Source organism: Mycobacterium sp. DL99, assembly GCF_004762045.1.
GTDB lineage: Bacteria > Actinomycetota > Actinomycetes > Mycobacteriales > Mycobacteriaceae > Mycobacterium.
Map to the genome: position 1 here is coordinate 5,628,771 of NZ_SJOM01000007.1, position 16,363 is coordinate 5,645,133.

At 66.3% G+C, this 16,363-nt stretch carries 12 protein-coding genes; 5 read left to right on the forward strand and 7 right to left on the reverse strand.

Going from position 1 to position 16,363, the window contains the following annotated elements:
* Positions 1-58: 58 nt before the first annotated feature.
* Positions 59-1,681, reverse strand: a complete 1,623-nt coding sequence (groL, locus tag EYZ64_RS27570; protein ID WP_135458564.1) for a chaperonin GroEL — start codon at positions 1,679-1,681, stop codon at positions 59-61.
* Positions 1,682-2,116: 435 nt separating this feature from the next.
* On the opposite strand from groL, the gene EYZ64_RS27580 reads away from it, so the two are divergent.
* Positions 2,117-3,865 (forward strand): outer membrane protein assembly factor BamB family protein, encoded by a 1,749-nt coding sequence (locus EYZ64_RS27580; RefSeq protein WP_135458567.1) that lies wholly within the window; start codon positions 2,117-2,119, stop codon positions 3,863-3,865.
* A gap of 5 nt (positions 3,866-3,870) precedes the next feature.
* On the opposite strand, the gene EYZ64_RS27585 is transcribed toward EYZ64_RS27580, so the two are convergent.
* From EYZ64_RS27585 to EYZ64_RS27610, 6 genes are all read right to left on the reverse strand, one after another.
* Complete coding sequence (locus EYZ64_RS27585; protein ID WP_135458569.1) at positions 3,871-5,664, reverse strand: outer membrane protein assembly factor BamB family protein; 1,794 nt, start codon at positions 5,662-5,664, stop codon at positions 3,871-3,873.
* A gap of 50 nt (positions 5,665-5,714) precedes the next feature.
* Positions 5,715-7,541 carry a PQQ-binding-like beta-propeller repeat protein gene (locus EYZ64_RS27590; RefSeq protein ID WP_135458571.1) on the reverse strand — a complete coding sequence of 609 codons (1,827 nt, stop codon included), beginning with the start codon at positions 7,539-7,541 and terminating at the stop codon, positions 5,715-5,717.
* 119 nt (positions 7,542-7,660) lie between these two features.
* Complete coding sequence (locus tag EYZ64_RS27595; protein ID WP_135458573.1) at positions 7,661-8,461, reverse strand: polysaccharide deacetylase family protein; 801 nt, start codon at positions 8,459-8,461, stop codon at positions 7,661-7,663.
* A gap of 72 nt (positions 8,462-8,533) precedes the next feature.
* Positions 8,534-9,112 (reverse strand): hypothetical protein, encoded by a 579-nt coding sequence (locus EYZ64_RS27600; RefSeq protein ID WP_135458575.1) that lies wholly within the window; start codon positions 9,110-9,112, stop codon positions 8,534-8,536.
* Positions 9,075-9,905: an LLM class F420-dependent oxidoreductase gene (locus EYZ64_RS27605; RefSeq protein ID WP_135458578.1), complete on the reverse strand. Its 831-nt coding sequence runs from the start codon at positions 9,903-9,905 to the stop codon at positions 9,075-9,077. The genes EYZ64_RS27600 and EYZ64_RS27605 overlap by 38 nt, the downstream gene beginning before the upstream one ends.
* Entirely contained in the window at positions 9,902-10,459 is a 558-nt protein-coding gene (locus tag EYZ64_RS27610; RefSeq protein WP_135458580.1) for a TetR/AcrR family transcriptional regulator, read from the reverse strand. Before EYZ64_RS27610 ends, EYZ64_RS27605 begins: the two co-directional genes overlap by 4 nt.
* A gap of 115 nt (positions 10,460-10,574) precedes the next feature.
* Here EYZ64_RS27610 and EYZ64_RS27615 point away from each other — a divergent pair, with 115 nt between their 5' ends.
* From EYZ64_RS27615 to EYZ64_RS27630, 4 genes are all read left to right on the forward strand, one after another.
* Positions 10,575-11,492: an SDR family NAD(P)-dependent oxidoreductase gene (locus EYZ64_RS27615; RefSeq protein ID WP_135458582.1), complete on the forward strand. Its 918-nt coding sequence runs from the start codon at positions 10,575-10,577 to the stop codon at positions 11,490-11,492.
* A 103-nt stretch (positions 11,493-11,595) separates the two neighbouring features.
* Positions 11,596-12,102: a cupin domain-containing protein gene (locus EYZ64_RS27620; RefSeq protein ID WP_135458584.1), complete on the forward strand. Its 507-nt coding sequence runs from the start codon at positions 11,596-11,598 to the stop codon at positions 12,100-12,102.
* An 84-nt stretch (positions 12,103-12,186) separates the two neighbouring features.
* Positions 12,187-13,893 carry a DEAD/DEAH box helicase gene (locus EYZ64_RS27625; RefSeq protein WP_135458586.1) on the forward strand — a complete coding sequence of 569 codons (1,707 nt, stop codon included), beginning with the start codon at positions 12,187-12,189 and terminating at the stop codon, positions 13,891-13,893.
* A gap of 117 nt (positions 13,894-14,010) precedes the next feature.
* Entirely contained in the window at positions 14,011-16,239 is a 2,229-nt protein-coding gene (locus EYZ64_RS27630; protein ID WP_135458588.1) for a DUF1214 domain-containing protein, read from the forward strand.
* The last annotated feature ends 124 nt before the right edge of the window (positions 16,240-16,363 follow it).

Below are 16,363 nucleotides of genomic sequence, written 5' to 3' on the forward strand. Positions count from 1 at the left end.
TGGACACGAAAAGGCCCGACTCGCCAAGCGAGCCGGGCCTTCCCGTAAAGAGCAGGACTTAGAAGTCCATACCGCCCATGCCACCGGTCGGGTCGGCCGCGGGGGCCGACTTCTCCGGCTTGTCGGCGACGACGGCCTCGGTGGTGAGGAACAGCGCCGCGATGGACGCCGCGTTCTGCAGCGCCGAGCGGGTGACCTTGACCGGGTCGGCAACGCCGGCGGCCAGCAGGTCCTCGTACTCACCGGTCGCGGCGTTCAGGCCGTGACCCGCGGGCAGGTTCGACACCTTCTCGGCGACGACGCCCGGCTCCAGACCACCGTTGAAGGCGATCTGCTTCAGCGGGGCCGACAGCGAGACGCGCACGATGTTGGCGCCAGTGGCCTCATCACCGGTGAGCGACAGCTCGTCCAGCGACGGAGCCGACTGCAGCAGAGCCACGCCACCACCGGCGACGATGCCCTCTTCGACGGCAGCCTTCGCGTTGCGGACGGCGTCCTCGATGCGGTGCTTGCGCTCCTTGAGCTCCACCTCGGTGGCAGCGCCGGCCTTGATCACCGCAACACCGCCGGCCAGCTTGGCCAGGCGCTCCTGCAGCTTCTCACGGTCGTAGTCGGAGTCGCTGTTCTCGATCTCGGCGCGGATCTGGGCGACACGGCCCTGGATCGCGTCGGCATCGCCGGCACCCTCGATGATGGTGGTCTCGTCCTTGGTGACGACGACCTTGCGGGCGGTGCCCAGCAGTGCGACATCGGCGGTCTCCAGCGAGAGGCCGACCTCTTCGCTGATGACCTGGCCACCGGTGAGGATGGCGATGTCCTGCAGCATGGCCTTGCGGCGGTCACCGAAGCCCGGAGCCTTGACGGCCACAGACTTGAAGGTGCCACGGATCTTGTTGACCACCAGGGTCGACAGGGCCTCGCCCTCGACGTCCTCGGCGATGATCAGCAGCGGCTTGCCGGACTGGATGACCTTCTCCAGCAGGGGCAGCAGGTCCTTGACGGTCGAGACCTTGGAGCTGACCAGCAGGATGTAGGGATCCTCCAGGACGGCTTCCTGACGCTCGGCGTCGGTGACGAAGTAGCCCGAGATGTAGCCCTTGTCGAACCGCATGCCCTCGGTGAGCTCCAGCTGGAGCCCGAAGGTGTTGCTCTCCTCGACGGTGATGACACCCTCGTTGCCGACCTTGTCCATGGCCTCGGCGATCAGGTCACCGATGGACTGGTCTCCGGCGGAGATACCGGCGGTGGCAGCGATCTGCTCCTTGGTCTCCACCTCCTTGGCGCTCTTCAGCAGCGTCTCGGTGACCTTCTCCACGGCCTTCTCGATGCCGCGCTTCAGACCGAGCGGGTTGGCGCCGGCAGCGACGTTGCGCAGACCTTCGCGAACCAGGGCCTGGGCCAGAACGGTGGCGGTGGTGGTGCCGTCGCCAGCGACGTCGTCGGTCTTCTTGGCGACCTCTTTGACCAGCTCAGCGCCGATCTTCTCGTACGGGTCCTCCAGCTCGATCTCCTTGGCGATGGACACACCATCGTTGGTGATCGTGGGGGCGCCCCACTTCTTCTCCAGGACGACGTTGCGACCCTTGGGGCCCAGCGTCACCTTTACCGCGTCGGCGAGGGCGTTCAGACCCCGCTCGAGGCCGCGACGGGCCTCTTCGTCATACGCAATTGTCTTAGCCATTGCGAAGTGATTCCTCCGGATAGGGGATCGCACGTTCATTGGTCGGGTTCAGTGCCCGCGACGGACGACTGGGTGTGCTCCCGCAGGTGCGGCCCCGGTCTCACTGTCCCGACCTAGCACTCACTGATCGAGAGTGCCAACTGCATTCTTAGCACTCGACCAGGGTGAGTGCAAGGTTGTCGGGTGCTTGCTCCCGCTTCCCGCCTACGCCCGTGGCGAAACCCCTGCGGACCGCCCCATCGCCACCCATATCGGCTACGCGTCGTATGGGCTACGCGTCGCCGATTTCTACCTCGGGGCCGTTCCCGGCGCGGTCCGGCGACCCCTGGGTAGAAAACGGTGGCAGTCCACCGAGGATGACGTACCGACCGCCGCGATTTCCCGCCCTGATGTGGCCCGACGCTGTGGCAGAGTCTGGCCCGAGGGGGTAGCTGAGTGAGCGACGAGACGAGTACCGGCGACGACGAGCACAGTTCCACGGTGACGCGGGTGGGCCGGTTGGCCATCGCACTGAGCGTGGGTCTGGCGTTGGGAGCAGTGGGCCTTGCCATCTATGCCTATGCGGCACGAGTTCCGTCCGGGCAAACCGCGACCTACCTGGCTCCAGCGGGCCACCTACTGCTCATCTCGCTGATCGGCGGGGGTGTCGCCGGGGCGGCCGTCATCTGGCTCGGTGCGCGGGCCATCGTCGGCCTCAACGCTGCCGGGCATGCCTCGGTACTCCTGGCGGGAACCGTCGCCGTCGCGGCCTACGGATTCCTCAACGCAAAATCCGCACAGCACGCGATGTTGATCTCAGGGCCGGGCGCGCGTCCCGTCGTATTGATCGCGCAGATCTCGTGGGTGGTGCTCGTGTGCGCGGCCCTGTTCCTGCTCGCCGGTGCCACGTCCGCATCTCCCGACTCTGCGCGTAGGCCGGGCCGGACTGCGGTCGCCGTCTCGGCCGCCTCCGGCGTCGCTCTGGCCGCCGTGGCCGGCATCATGGTGACGTCGGCCAGTGGAGTCGGCACATCATCGGCGACCACGGCCGATCGGGTGGCGACACCCGCCCTGCCCACGTCCGTCGGCACGAATGTGGCCTACACGGTGAAGGTCGACGCGCGGGGGGTTCGTCCGGCCGGGCCCGGATTCGTCGGCATCACGGATGGCGCGGTCATCGGTTTCGACGGAACAACCGGTGCTCAGCGTTGGCGCTTCCCGAGGGCGGACCTCCCCGAGCGCTGCGGCGACGTGTCGTTGTGGTCGACCGGGGTCCGCGACGATGCGGTGGTGGCGGTGCAGTGCACTCGCCCGCCCAATACCCATGATCCCGACAGGTACTCGTCCGACCACGATGATGATGTCGCCTTCCTGGTCGGCCTCGATGCCACGACGGGCGAACGGCTGTGGCTCAACGACGCGGACTGGCATCTTCGGGGCCGGGCGAATGGCGACGGTGACATCCTGGCGGCGGTCAGCCCCGGCAAGGTCGGCGCGCTCGATCCGCGGACCGGTAAACCGTTGTGGGTCAAGGAGCGTCCGGATGACGACTGCAGTCGAAGCCGCTACGACGCCGTCGGCTCCACCCTGATCTTCGTCGACGCGTGTGGCGATGCGCTCCACGTGTACGACGCGGAATCCGAGTCCACGATCGATTTCACCAAGCAGCCCGGCTTCCCGTCGGGAGACGTATCCACGGAGCTCGTCGCCGTCGACAAGGGCCTCGCCGTGATTCAGGCAGCGGGAATCAGGATCATGGATGGCGTCCTTCTCATCGTCGATACCCAGACGAAGGATGTGCAGATCGTGCCGGGACCCTACGCACGCGGACCAGAGTCCGAGGCACTGATTCCGGGGCCCGTCCTCGAAATCGACAGGGACGGAAGCGCGCAGACGGTCACCCTGCACGTCCCTGCAGAGCGGCGCAGCGTGCACGTCACGGGCCTGGAGATGTTCAGAGATCCTGCTGCGCAACGTTGGGCTCTGGTCGGCGACGAGTTCGTGACCGCCTCGGCCTATCAAGGTGATTTCGACGAAAAGGTGGCCGCCGTGCCGGTGGCCGGTGGGCAAGCGGCACTGAAACCCAATCCGTGCGGCGACCGCATGAGTAGTGTCGTACCCGTCCCCGGAGCAGTACTGGCGTTGTGCGCCAACGAGTCCGACAACGGGTCGATCATCGGCTACGACGTAGTCGGACTGCGCTGAGGGCGTTACCGCACGGCGGCGACGGCATCCGACGTGCCGCATTCGACAAGTACCGACCCGGGCACGCGGGAAACCGTCGGAGCGACTTGCATGCGGCCGTCGCACGGGTTGGGCAGCGTTTGGGCGGGTCCTGACTTGCCGATGATGCGCATCGGGACCGGATCACGCGTCGACCCCACAGGCAGCGGCGCGAGTGGGGCGTCGGGCAGCAATGTCAGCCACTGGTCCCCGACCCGTGCCATCGCTCCCCAGGTCTCCTCGCGGCCTTGCCACGCCAACAGCAGGCCCGTGTCGATGGTGACGCCATCACGCAAGTCGTGGATTGAAACTGGTTGCAGCTCTTCGCGGTTCCCGACCGAGGGGGTCAGCATGAGTGATTCCGCATCGATGAATATGGCGTCCTGGTGGTAGGGGACCCGGACGATCACCCGGCCCGCTGCGACATCGACGACCAGCGGCGCGCCCGCACCGGACACCAGCGCACGGTCGCCTGACGTGGCACCGATCCTCAGGCTGGAGTTCGGCGGGATCTCGCTGGGCTGAATACCGAGCGACGAGGCGGTGATTACGCCGCGCTGCTGCCCGGTCTGCGGATCGAGCACCTGTGTCACCACGTCGGGACCGTCATCGCAGGTGCGCATCAGGATGAAATTCTCGGTGGCACGCATCGACGTCTTGCAGTCACGAGCGAATGCCTTGGCCCACAACTCATTTCCGGTTCGTGCCGCCAGGGAGGTCCACTTCATGCCACCGGCCGGGTCCGGGCTGCTGGTCAACAGCACGCTGGACGACAGGGGATAGTCCTCGTCGAACACGTCATGATCCACCCGCGTCCACAACAGCGCTCCGGTCGTGGCATCGAGTGCGATCATCGCATCGGTGGGAATGAAGGCCTTCACCAGAACCACACTGTCGGGCCCGATTCCAGTCGTCCGCAGTTCGCTGACGTTGAATCGGGGCACGCTGAACGTCCAGCGCCGCTCCCCTGTTGCGCCATCGAAGCCCACGACGGTTTCCTGTCGATACTCGGGGCCGTTCTCGACGTGTACCCAACCCGCGCCACCGGGCCTGGAGTAGGTGGCCAGAGACGACACCTCGGCCCGGTAGGCAACCTTGCCGGTCAGTGTCGTCAGTGTGGGTGGGTCGATGCGCTCGGCGGTCTCGTTGTGGAACGGTGAAGCCTTGGCCTGCACCAGCACTGGTACAACGCCGATCGCGGCGACGATGACGGCCGCTGCCGCGGCCACCCATCGGCTCACCATGAGCGGGCGCGGTGCCGGGTGCGGTGGGTGACCGCGGTAGGCGAGAACGCACAGCAGCGCCAGTGCCGCCAGTGCCAGGCACGCGAACCACCAGGCGGCGCGCGCGACCGTGGTGACGGCGAACGGATCCAGCGCGAGTTGATCCTCTGCGGCGTCGCGGAAGGCGTTCGCGATGGTTCCCCGGCCCTGTGCCATCAATGCCGCCACGACGAGTACGAACAGCGCCGGGCTGGAGTAGGCCACGAACTTGGCCCGCCACCCCGCCGCCTGCTGGTATGCCCGCCCCACGACGATGTAGGTAACGACCAACACCAGGACGCCCACGACGACGAATGTGGTCCGCCACAACACCGTCGTCAGCGACGAAAAGTTTTCCCCCAACGGCAGTTCCGGTGTGCGGTGCAGCCAACCCAACACAAGGCACACGACAGCGGCGAGGAGCAGACCCAGCATCAGCCCGAGCAGCACAGCGGGTTGCCGATATGACTCTTTTTGCGTGCTGTCGATGACAGTCTCGTCGAGCTCCCCCGCGGTCACCTGTCAAACCTAACCCGTCCGGGAGTGGGCCCACCGCAAATGTTCACCGGTCACCGCAGCCCGACCAGTTGCCAACCGCAGTCCACGAGGAGGGCGCCGGGGATGGTCGTCACGGAAGGTGCCGTGTCGGGCAGATCCGGGTCCTCGCACGGGTTGGTGAGCGTGCGCACCGCGCCGGTGTCATCGATCAGGGTCAGCGGCGCATGGCTGTCGTCGGGTGCAGCCGCGGACGGCAGCAGTGTCGCCAGCTCGGGTCCGACCCGTGCCCACTGTCCGCCGATGCCCAGCAGCCTCCGGGTCCCGATCCGGTCGGTGGGCAGCGTTCTCCCGCTCGGAAGATCGACCAGGGTTTCAGGCGACACGCGAGGGTCCGCTGATCTCAACCAGTCCGGAGGTATGAGCGCCGCCGACATGCTCTCGGGAATCGAGTAGACGGGGCGGCCGGACGCCAGATCGACCGCCCGGCCTACGCCGTCACGATGCGGGTCGGCGCTGTGGAAGTAAAGGGTGGCGAACGTGCTGTCCGGGTCGGTGTACACCCAGACCTCGCCGTCCAAGCCACTCGCGCGACGATCAATGCCCAACTGCGACGCGGTGATCGAGCCTCGCCGCTGGCCGGTCTGCGGATCGAGCAGGTAGGCGACCTCGTCGTCGTAGGGTCCGGCGTCGCACCGCACCATGACGACGACGTCGCGGGCCACCCGGGGCTGGGCCCGGCAACCTTGCCGAACAGTCGTGGACCACAGGGTTTCCCCGGTCCGCGGTGACAACGCCGTCCAGTCGACTTTCGCGGGATTTCTCCAGCTTGAGATGCCTTCCGACACCGCCTGTCCCATCAACACGACCTGCTCGGACAGCTGCGGCGTGTCTATCGGTCCGACCTGGAACTTGCGCTCCGTGTCGCCGTGCGAGACCCACAGCAATTCACCCGTCGTGGCATCGAGTCCGATCAGTGCGCCCGCGGTGCGGTATGACGCCTGCAGCACTGCGACGCTGTCGGGCCCGAACCCGGTGACAGCGAGGGCTTGGAGATAACCGTTTCCCGGCAGTTTGAACACCCACCGTCGTTGACCGGTGGCTCCGTCGTAGCCCTCGATCTGGGTATCGAAGCTGCCGCTGTGAATCCGGAGGAAACCGGCGCCGCCGGGGAACACCGTGACATTTCGGGTGTGCGGCAGATCAATCCGGTAGGCCACCTCCCCCGAGATCTGATCCGGCAGCGCGGAATCGATGCGAGCTGCGGTCGTGCTGCCGGGTGCCGCCCTGACCGTGTGCACCGCAAGTCCCACGACGACGGCGAGGACAGTGACGATCGCGACCGGGAGGACGAGCCTCGGGTTGGATGCGAGGGTCATCTCCGGTCGCGGCCGATCTTCGGACAACACATGCCCCGCCAGCCAGACGAACGCCAAGCCGAATACCGCCAGGCAGGCGCACCACCAGGCAACCCGCGCCACCGTGGTCACCTGCACAAGATCCAGTCCGGCCTGCTGCCATGATGCGCCGTCGAAGATCTTCTTCGGCGTGCCCCGGTAGAGGTAGAGCAGGCCACCCAGTGCAACGATCAGCAGACCCGGTGCCACCCACATCCGCCACAGGGCACAGCGACTCGTCGAACGTGTGCGCCCTGATCGCGGCACGAACGTCGCGAGGACCAAACCCACAGCGACGCCGACGGCGATCGTGGTGTGCCACAACATTGCGGTGATCGCGGAGTGGTCTGTTTCGAACGGTGTCTCCGGGATCCGGTTGATCCAGGCATATGCGAGACACAGCACCCCAGCAGTGGTGAACCCGAAGGTCAGACCGATGGGAACGCTGAAATGCGGATAGGTCTTGCGCCCGTCACCAGATGAATCCGCCCCCTCGATCCCCATGCGCCGAGATTAGTCAACGGCTGGGAACGATTGGCGGCGTTGGCCCTGCGAATGGCCAGTTGTGGCACGCGGAACGTGAAAATCCGTGACATAACTGGCCACTCGACGGGTAATGCTGACTACCCCGCGGCCCGCCCGGTCGGTGACACGAACTGCCAGCCCGCCGCCTGCATGGCGGGGATCGCATCGGCGAAGCCGGCGTGGGTACCCGATTGCGGATGGTTCATGTGGGCGATGACGATCGACCCCGGGGCCGCATTCATGACGTTGGACCGTACGGCCGCGGCGGACGCCGTCGCACCGTTGTCCGCGTTGACGGTGAACCCCAATGGTTGCTCGCCGAGTTCGTGCACGATCTCGACGGCCACGTCGTCGTAATGTGCGGTGCCGGGGCGGAACCAGGTCGGGGGCCGGCCGGTCAATGCGGTCAGTCGCTCGTGATTGCCCCACACCTCGTTGACCACTTCGTCGGCCGAGCGGGTCCCGGCGATGCCATAGGCAGAACGACCCGTCACCGACAGCGGCACATGCCGGGTGCCATGGTTCCCGATCTCGAACAACGGATTGCCGGCCAACTGCCGCGCCCGGTCCGGATTCCTGTCGATCCATCTCGAGTTGAGCATGAGCACCGCAGGCACACCGTTGCGTTGCAGGGTGTCGAGCAACGCGTCGTCGCAGGCACCGTCACAGGCGTCGAACGTCAAGGCGATCTGACGGCCGGCCGCGGCGAACGACGTGGTGATTCCGGGCAGGGCCATCCCCCACTGTGTGGGCGCGCGTCGCTTGTTGGTTACCGCGACCGACGGCGGGTCGATCGCGTTCGGGTCGGCCTGAGCTGCCGGCACCCCGACCCGCAATGCGTAGCCGGCGGCGATCGAACCGACCGCGGACGCCGCCAGGAACGTACGCCTGGTGATCACTCTGCCGACGGTAGGAGCGCTTCTTGATGATCGGCCGTCGATTAGCTGTGGGTTGGCTGGGGCCCTGCGTCGTCAGTGCCCCTGGGACAGCACGAACAGCTCAGTGCGATCGCCGTTGCGTGCCAACAACACGGTCTCACAGTCGGGAGGCGTACCCGCGTAGTTGTCGGTCAGAACATCAGCACCGTGCAGGGCACGGGTGCTGACCGCAAGCTGGGTTCGGGCATCGCAGTGAAATTTCGGCTTGCCGGCGAAGTCCCGGTCCACGATCTCGTCATCGCAGGCGACACCGCGCAATGGCGGGAAATCCGGATTTGCTTGGGCAAGAGCTTGTTTCGCCGAACCGAAGCTCCCGACCACCGAGTACCGGCCTCGATAGAAGTCGGCCCCGGTGAACACCCGGGCCTGAGTCATGTCCTCGAAGGCGAAGTCGTCGGGGATTCCGACATGACGCAGTTCCATCGCCTTCGCGGCCCCGTCGGCGTCGAGGTCATGGAGACCGAGGTCATCGTCACCGAAGCCGAATACAGCGAAGGCAACCACCGATGCCACGATCAACAGGCCCACACCGGATACCAGGAAGGCGACCGCGGTCAACGCCACCAACCACCAGTTACGCCCGATACTTCTGCACCTGTTCTGCGAACTCATCGAGCAGTCGTAGCGATTCATCCTTGCCGACGGACGGCAGGAACAGCCCTAGCTGGCCGAAGCCGAGATCCTCAGCGGCACGCCAATAGTCGGCCTTGATGGGTGCGCCGAACATCAGCAGCGGCACGTCGTAGTCCGCGCCCGCACGCAGTTGCCCGATTCGCTTGGCCAGCACATCGCGTGGCTGCGCGGTCGAGATCCAGCCCGCGCCGTGGCGGATCACCCGCTTGACGGTGGCGTCGGAGTTACCGCCGATGTAGATGGGCGGGTGCGGTTGCCGGACCGGCTTGGGGCGGCAGTAGGACGAATCGAAGTTGACGTACTTGCCGTGATATTCGGCTGGCTCGGTGGTCCACAGCGCCTTGACCGCCTCGATGCTCTCGTCGAGGCGGGCCCCACGGGTCTTGGGATCCGTGCCGTGGTCGCGCATCTCCTCGAGGTTCCAGCCGGCGCCGACGCCGAAGACGAACCGGCCGCCGGAGAGGAGGTCGATGCTCGCGGTTTCTTTGGCGGTGTGGATCGGATCGCGCTGGATGAGCAGGGCGACTCCGGTGACCAGTTCGATCGTGGTGGTCACCGCCGCCGCGGCGGCCAGAGTCACGAACGGATCGAGGGTGTTGTAGTACCACGGCGGCAGCTCGCCGCCCTCCGGGTACGGGGACTCCCGGCTCGCCGGGATGTGGCTGTGCTCGGCGATGATGAGCGAGGCGAACCCCCGCTCCTCGATCGCACGAGCAAGCGACACGGTGTCGATGGTGTCGTCGTCGACGAACGTGGCGATGCCGAACTTCACTTGGCCGACGCTACTCCCGCCCGCAACCCGTCGAACACCACTGAGGTAACCCGCTCGGCCACGTCGTCGTTATAGGCCTGCATCGCCTGGCAGCCGACCAGGAGTGCTTTCACTTCGGCGACGGTGACGTCACCTCGTACCGTGCCCGCGCGTTGCGCGGCGGCCAGGAGGTCGCCGAGGACCGCGAGGTACTCGTCCTCGGCTTCGGGTACCACGTTCTTGACGTCGATGCCCAGACCGGCGAGGGCATCGACCAGTCCGCGGTCGGCGGCACCCCACTGCAGCACCATCGACCGCAGGAAGCTGAACAGCGCATCGGCCGGATCATCCTCGGCCAGCAAGGTTCGCCCCTCCTCCACGACGCCGCGGATCCGCTCGGCGATCACCGCCTGGAACAACGCCTCCTTGGTCGGGAAGTGCCGGTAGACGGTTCCCGCGCCGACGCCCGCCCGACGCGCGATCTCGTCGATGGGCACGGACAGTCCGTCGGCCGCGAATGTTTCGTAGGCGACCTCAAGCACCCGGGCCCGGTTCCGGGCCGCATCCGCACGCATTCGTCCACACCTCACAAATCAGTCAGCGGCAAACCATTGACAAAACGGGGCGCACGTTCCGTATATTCGTACACAACCGGAGTGCTCACTCCGCTTAGCCTCCTAGGAGTCTCTCATGACCAAGTGGACCACCGCCGACATTCCGGACCAAAGCCGCCGCACGGCCGTCGTCACCGGCGCCAATACCGGCCTCGGACTCGAGACCGCCAAGGCCCTCGCCGCCAAGGGCGCCCACGTCGTCCTCGCCGTCCGCAACCTGGACAAGGGCGAGGCCGCCGTCGAGTGGATCTCGCGGTCGGTGCCGCAAGCCGATCTCGAACTGCAACGCCTCGACCTCGGGTCACTGGCGTCAGTGCGTGAGGCCGCCGCCGAGATCAAGGCAAAGCACGACACCATCGACCTGCTGATCAACAACGCCGGCGTCATGTACCCGCCGAAGGAGACCACCAAGGACGGGTTCGAGCTGCAGTTCGGCACCAACCACCTCGGCCACTTCGCACTGACCGGCCTGCTGCTCGACCGCCTACTGCCGGTTACCGGATCCAGGGTGGTCACGGTGAGCAGCATCGGGCATCGCATCCAGGCCGCAATCCATTTCGACGACCTGCAATGGGAACGCAGCTACAGCCGCGTGGGCGCCTACGGTCAGTCCAAGTTGGCCAACCTGCTGTTCACCTACGAACTGCAGCGCCGCCTCACCGGCCGACACACCACCGCGCTCGCCGCGCACCCGGGCGGCTCGGACACCGAGTTGATGCGTCACCTGCCCGGCATCCTGCAAAGCGCGATCCCGCTGCTGCGTCCGCTGTTCCAGGACGCCGCGGCCGGCGCACTGCCGACGTTGCGGGCAGCCACCGATCCGGGCGCCCTCGGCGGCCAGTACTTCGGGCCGCACCTCACCACCCGCGGCTACCCGAAGGTCGTGCCGTCCAGTGACCAGTCCCATGACCTGGAGCTGCAGCGTCGGCTGTGGGCGGTGTCAGAGGAGCTCAGCGGCGTGACGTACCCACAGCTGCAGGACGCGCACGCCTGAATTCTCGCCGCCGATTTCGACACCACGGCCGCTCCGGCGCGACGCGGACGACCCTGGCGTCGATCTCGGCGCGAACAAGCTCGCCGCGGCTAGGCTGGCGCTCGTGTCGTTCTGGGATCCCAAGAATGTGCCCCCATATCCCCCGGCCCGCTACACCAGAGACGAGCCCGAAGTCAGCGCCCGGCTGAGACGCGGCGACGAACCGCCCGACTACGATTCGCTCGGCCTCATCAAGTACCACTACCTGGCCAACCAGCAGCAGACCAACGGCGATTACGGCCTGTATCGCATCGACATCAGCCCGCAGGGCGGCGGGCCCGGCCCGCATTTTCACCGGGCCATGTCAGAGGCCTTCTTCGTCCTGTCTGGCACCGTCAAGCTCTACGACGGAAACGACTGGGTGGACGGCAACCAGGGCGACTTCCTGTATGTTCCACCGGGCGGAATCCACGGTTTCCGGAATGAGGCCGACGCGCCGACATCCCTGTTGATGTTGTTTGCTCCAGGCGCGCCGCGGGAGGCCTATTTCGAAGGGTTCGCCCAGTTGGCCGACCTCAGCGACGAGGAACGCGCCGAGTGGTTCATCAAGAATGACAACTACTTCATCTGAACGACACGCCCGGCGCGCTCCTGCGGATATGCGCTGACGTAACGCACTGGCCTAGAATGCTTTCCGACTGAGAGGAGTCCTAGGGTGCGGGCTGATGCAGCGCCCAGCACCCAGGCACTTCGGGGCTGGCAGCGCAAGGCGCTGGTGCGGTATTTGACCGCCAAACCGCGGGATTACCTGGCGGTCGCCACGCCTGGCGCAGGTAAGACGACGTTTGCGCTGCGGATCGCGGCGGAGCTGCTCAACGACCGCACAGTCGACGCCATCACTGTGGTGGTGCCCACCGAGCATCTCAAGATCCAGTGGGCGGAGTCGGCGGCGCGTAACGGCATCGCGCTGGATCCGAAGTTCAGCAACTCCGACTCCCGGACCTCGGCCGAGTACCACGGCGTCGTCGTCACCTATGCCCAGGTGGCCAGCCACCCCACCCGGCACCGGGTGCGCACCGAGAACCACAAGACGCTCGTCATCTTCGATGAGATCCACCACGGCGGTGATTCGAAGAGCTGGGGCGACGCGATGCGCGAAGCCTTCGATGACGCGACGCGGCGGCTGTCACTCACCGGTACGCCGTTCCGCAGCGATGACAGCCCGATCCCGTTCGTCAACTACGAGCCCGACGAGGCCGGGTTCCAGCGCTCGCAGGCCGACCACGTGTACGGCTATTCCGACGCGCTGGCCGACGGCGTGGTCCGGCCCGTGGTGTTCCTGGCTTATTCGGGTGAGGCCCGCTGGCGTGACAGCGCCGGCGAGGAGCACGCGGCACGCCTCGGCGAGCCGCTGACCGCCGAGCACACCGCGCGGGCCTGGCGCACCGCGCTGAACCCGACGGGCGAGTGGATGCCGGCGGTCATCGCGGCCGCCGACAAGCGGTTGCAGCAGAAGCGTCAGCATGTGCCCGACGCCGGCGGCATGATCATCGCCACCAACCAGACCACCGCCCGCGCCTATGCCGATCTGCTGACGAAGATCACCGGCGAAGTGCCCACCGTGGTGCTCTCCGACGACCCGAGCGCGTCCGACCGGATCAGTCAGTACTCGGCCAGCACCAGCCGTTGGCTGGTCGCGGTGCGCATGGTGTCCGAGGGTGTCGACGTGCCGCGCCTGTCCGTCGGGGTGTACGCGACGAGTGCATCGACACCGCTGTTCTTCGCTCAGGCCATCGGCCGGTTCGTGCGGTCCCGCCGGGCCGGCGAGACGGCCAGCATCTTCTTGCCGTCGGTACCGAATCTGCTCCTGCTGGCCAGCGAGATGGAAGCCCAGCGCAACCACGTGCTGGGCAAGCCGCATCGGGAATCCGACGGGCTGGACGACGAGGCGCTCGAAGCCGCCGAGAAACGCAAGGACGAGAAGGGCGAGCTGGAGAACGGCTTCGAGTCCCTGGGTGCGGACGCCGAGTTGGACCAGGTCATCTTCGACGGCGCCTCGTTCGGCACCGCCACCCCGGCCGGCAGCGACGAGGAGGCCGACTACCTCGGTATCCCCGGCCTGCTCGATGCCGAGCAGATGCGAGACCTGCTGCGGCGCAGGCAGGATGAGCAACTCACGAAGCGCACGGCCGAAGCGGCGGCATCGGGTGGTCCCCCACCACCGCGCACCACGCACGGGCAGATACGGGAATTGCGTCGTGAACTCAACACCTTGGTGACCATCGCCCATCACCGCACCGGCAAGCCGCACGGCTGGATCCACAACGAGCTCCGGCGCATCTGCGGCGGGCCGCCGGTGGCCGCGGCGACGACCGATCAGTTGAAGGCCCGTATCGAAGCCGTGCGGGACCTGAAGGCCTGACAAGCACCCTCACGACAAGAAATCAGAGTCCCGCCAAACTCCCCCGAGACCGAACTGGAACTTGTTACAGTCGGCCAATTGCGTTCTGTTGCAGCCAGAACAGTTGGGGGAGAGCAAATGACGTCGACGTCCGCTACCGCCGGAGGGGCACGATTCATCGGACGGGTAGGCGGGCTCGCCGTCGCGTTGGGCATCGGTGTCGCGGTTGCCAACGGCACCGCGATCGCTTCCGCCGGGACCGGTAGCCCGGACTCGCCCGGAACGTCATCAGGGGCGACCAACAATCCGAAATCGGATAGCTCGACCCCCAAGCGAGGTCCCCGCAAGCCGTCGCTCTCGGGCCCGGACAAGCCGGCCAAACGACTCGGCGAGGTGTCCGCCAAAGTGGAGTCGGCCCTTGGTAGCTCGAAGGCCGGTGAGCGCCGAACGTCGACAACGTCAACTGACCGCAAGACCGATGCCAAATCCGCCACGGCCGCCGAAGCCGTCGAGACCGCCGTCGGCAATGTCCGGCAGAAGGTCTTCCGGGCCGTAGGCACGCCGGCTGATGCGCCCCGCAAGCGACCGGCCACGCTCGACACCAGGCCACAAGGCTCGATCGAGGACGAGGCCACCACACCCCTGGAATCGCTGACCGTCGTCACCAAGACTGTGACGAATGATGTTGTGAACAAGGTGATTCCGGTGTCGACACCCCGCATCCAGGCGCCGCCCGCCCAGGCCGTACCCGAGTTGGTGGCTGACGTGACCCAGCGGCTCAAACCACGCATCCCGGAATCTCCGGTGAGCCCGGTCCAGGACCTCAGCCTTGCGGCGCTGCTGGGCTGGTCGCGCCGTGACGGCCTGCAGGGCCCGTCGTTCGATCTCCTCGGCCGGTCGCGGGAAGGACAACAGGTCGAGAGCACCGTCACCACCTCGCAGGTCACCGGCGCGGCAACGAGCACTTTGGCCACCGAGGACCAGCTCGAGGCCGAGCGACAGGTCAGCCAGATCGTCAACACGCCATTCGTTCAGCTGGCCAAGGTGGTCCTGATGGCGGCCTGGTACGTCGAGGCGGCCAAGAACTTCGCGACCGTCGGCGGCCCCGACTTCACGAACCTGGCACAGCTCAACGAGGCCGCGACCGAGTACGCCAATCAGTCGGCGACCGAGTTCCTGCTGCTGAATTCGAACGATCCGAAGCTGCTGCTGCAGGTCAACCCGCCGCACAGTTGGAACGGGCAGAACGCCGGCGGCACCCGGATCTGGTACGACAATCCCGACACCGTCTATCGATTCACGGGTATCAACGGCGCCTCGACCTACAAGATCGAGGGGAAGGTCCAGGGATACGATCCGACCGACCCGAGCACCCACCCCACTTCCGCCAACACCAATTTCAGTGTGCTGACCGGCATCAATGGCGTCACCGCGGCGAATCTCAACGGTGAGGAACTCAGCGTCAGGGACGACGGGACGTTCACCATCGTGGTGAGCCCGGACGCGGCGCCGGCCAACCCCGAGAAGGGGATGAACTACCTGCAGGCGCCCGCCAACTCGACCATCCTGGCCACCCGAAACACCTTGGGAGACTGGAATACCGAGACGCCGATGACGCTGACCATCGAGAAGACCGCCGGGCCGCCCAGCAGCTTGTTCAGCCAGATCGGCGGGTTCGCCATCCCGGTCATCGGCGAGACGGTGGTGAAGAACCCGCTTCTGATGAGCCTGGTGTCGATCGTCCCGGCGTTCGACAGGGTGCCGCTGCTGTTGTCGTCCGCCGAGACCGCCATCCTGATGCTGGTCACCGGTATCAGCGGCGAGAACACCTACATGTCGGTTGCGACCGCGACCGGCCAGCCCAACACGCTGTCCCAGCCACAGCACAACGCCCAGTTCCTCTCCACGCAGTTGCAGAGCGCCGGTTACTTCCAGCTCAAAGACGACGAGGCGATGATCATCACCGTGGATCCCGGTGATGCGGAGTACTTCGTGGTGCCGGTGACCAACGACTGGACCATCACCAACGACACCCGCAACCAGCAGACCAGTCTCAACAACAGTCAGGCCATCAAGAACGCGGACGGCACGTACACGATCGTGGTGTCCAAGAACGATCCTGGCGTGGCGAACTGGGTGTCCACCGGCGGGCTGAACCAGGGCACCATCTCGATGCGGTTCCAGGGGGTGGACCCGGATTCCACCAACAACCCGACGGTGACGACGCGTGTGGTGAAGGCTTCTGAGGTCGCGGGCATCGTGAACGACCCGAATGATCCCAACTACAACCCCGAGCAGTTGAACTATGACCGCGCCCAGCAGATCGCCGAACGCCAGGCCGGGTACGACAGGCGCTACACGGTGTAGCGGGGCGCTCCTGCGCCCGACAACGCGCTCGCCGATTTCTACGTGAGCGTCGCGCTCGCCGAAAAGTACTACCCAGGTGTAGAAAACGACGCGGCGCCGACGCCGGGACGGCTGCCAGGACGAC

Coding starts and splice junctions, on each gene's coding strand:
- groL (WP_135458564.1), bottom strand. CDS start 1,681: ATGGCTAAGACAATTGCGTATGACGAAGAGGCCCGTCGCGGCCTCGAG.
- EYZ64_RS27590 (WP_135458571.1), bottom strand. CDS start 7,541: ATGGGGATCGAGGGGGCGGATTCATCTGGTGACGGGCGCAAGACCTAT.
- EYZ64_RS27600 (WP_135458575.1), bottom strand. CDS start 9,112: ATGAGTTCGCAGAACAGGTGCAGAAGTATCGGGCGTAACTGGTGGTTG.
- EYZ64_RS27610 (WP_135458580.1), bottom strand. CDS start 10,459: ATGCGTGCGGATGCGGCCCGGAACCGGGCCCGGGTGCTTGAGGTCGCC.
- EYZ64_RS27615 (WP_135458582.1), top strand. CDS start 10,575: ATGACCAAGTGGACCACCGCCGACATTCCGGACCAAAGCCGCCGCACG.
- EYZ64_RS27630 (WP_135458588.1), top strand. CDS start 14,011: ATGACGTCGACGTCCGCTACCGCCGGAGGGGCACGATTCATCGGACGG.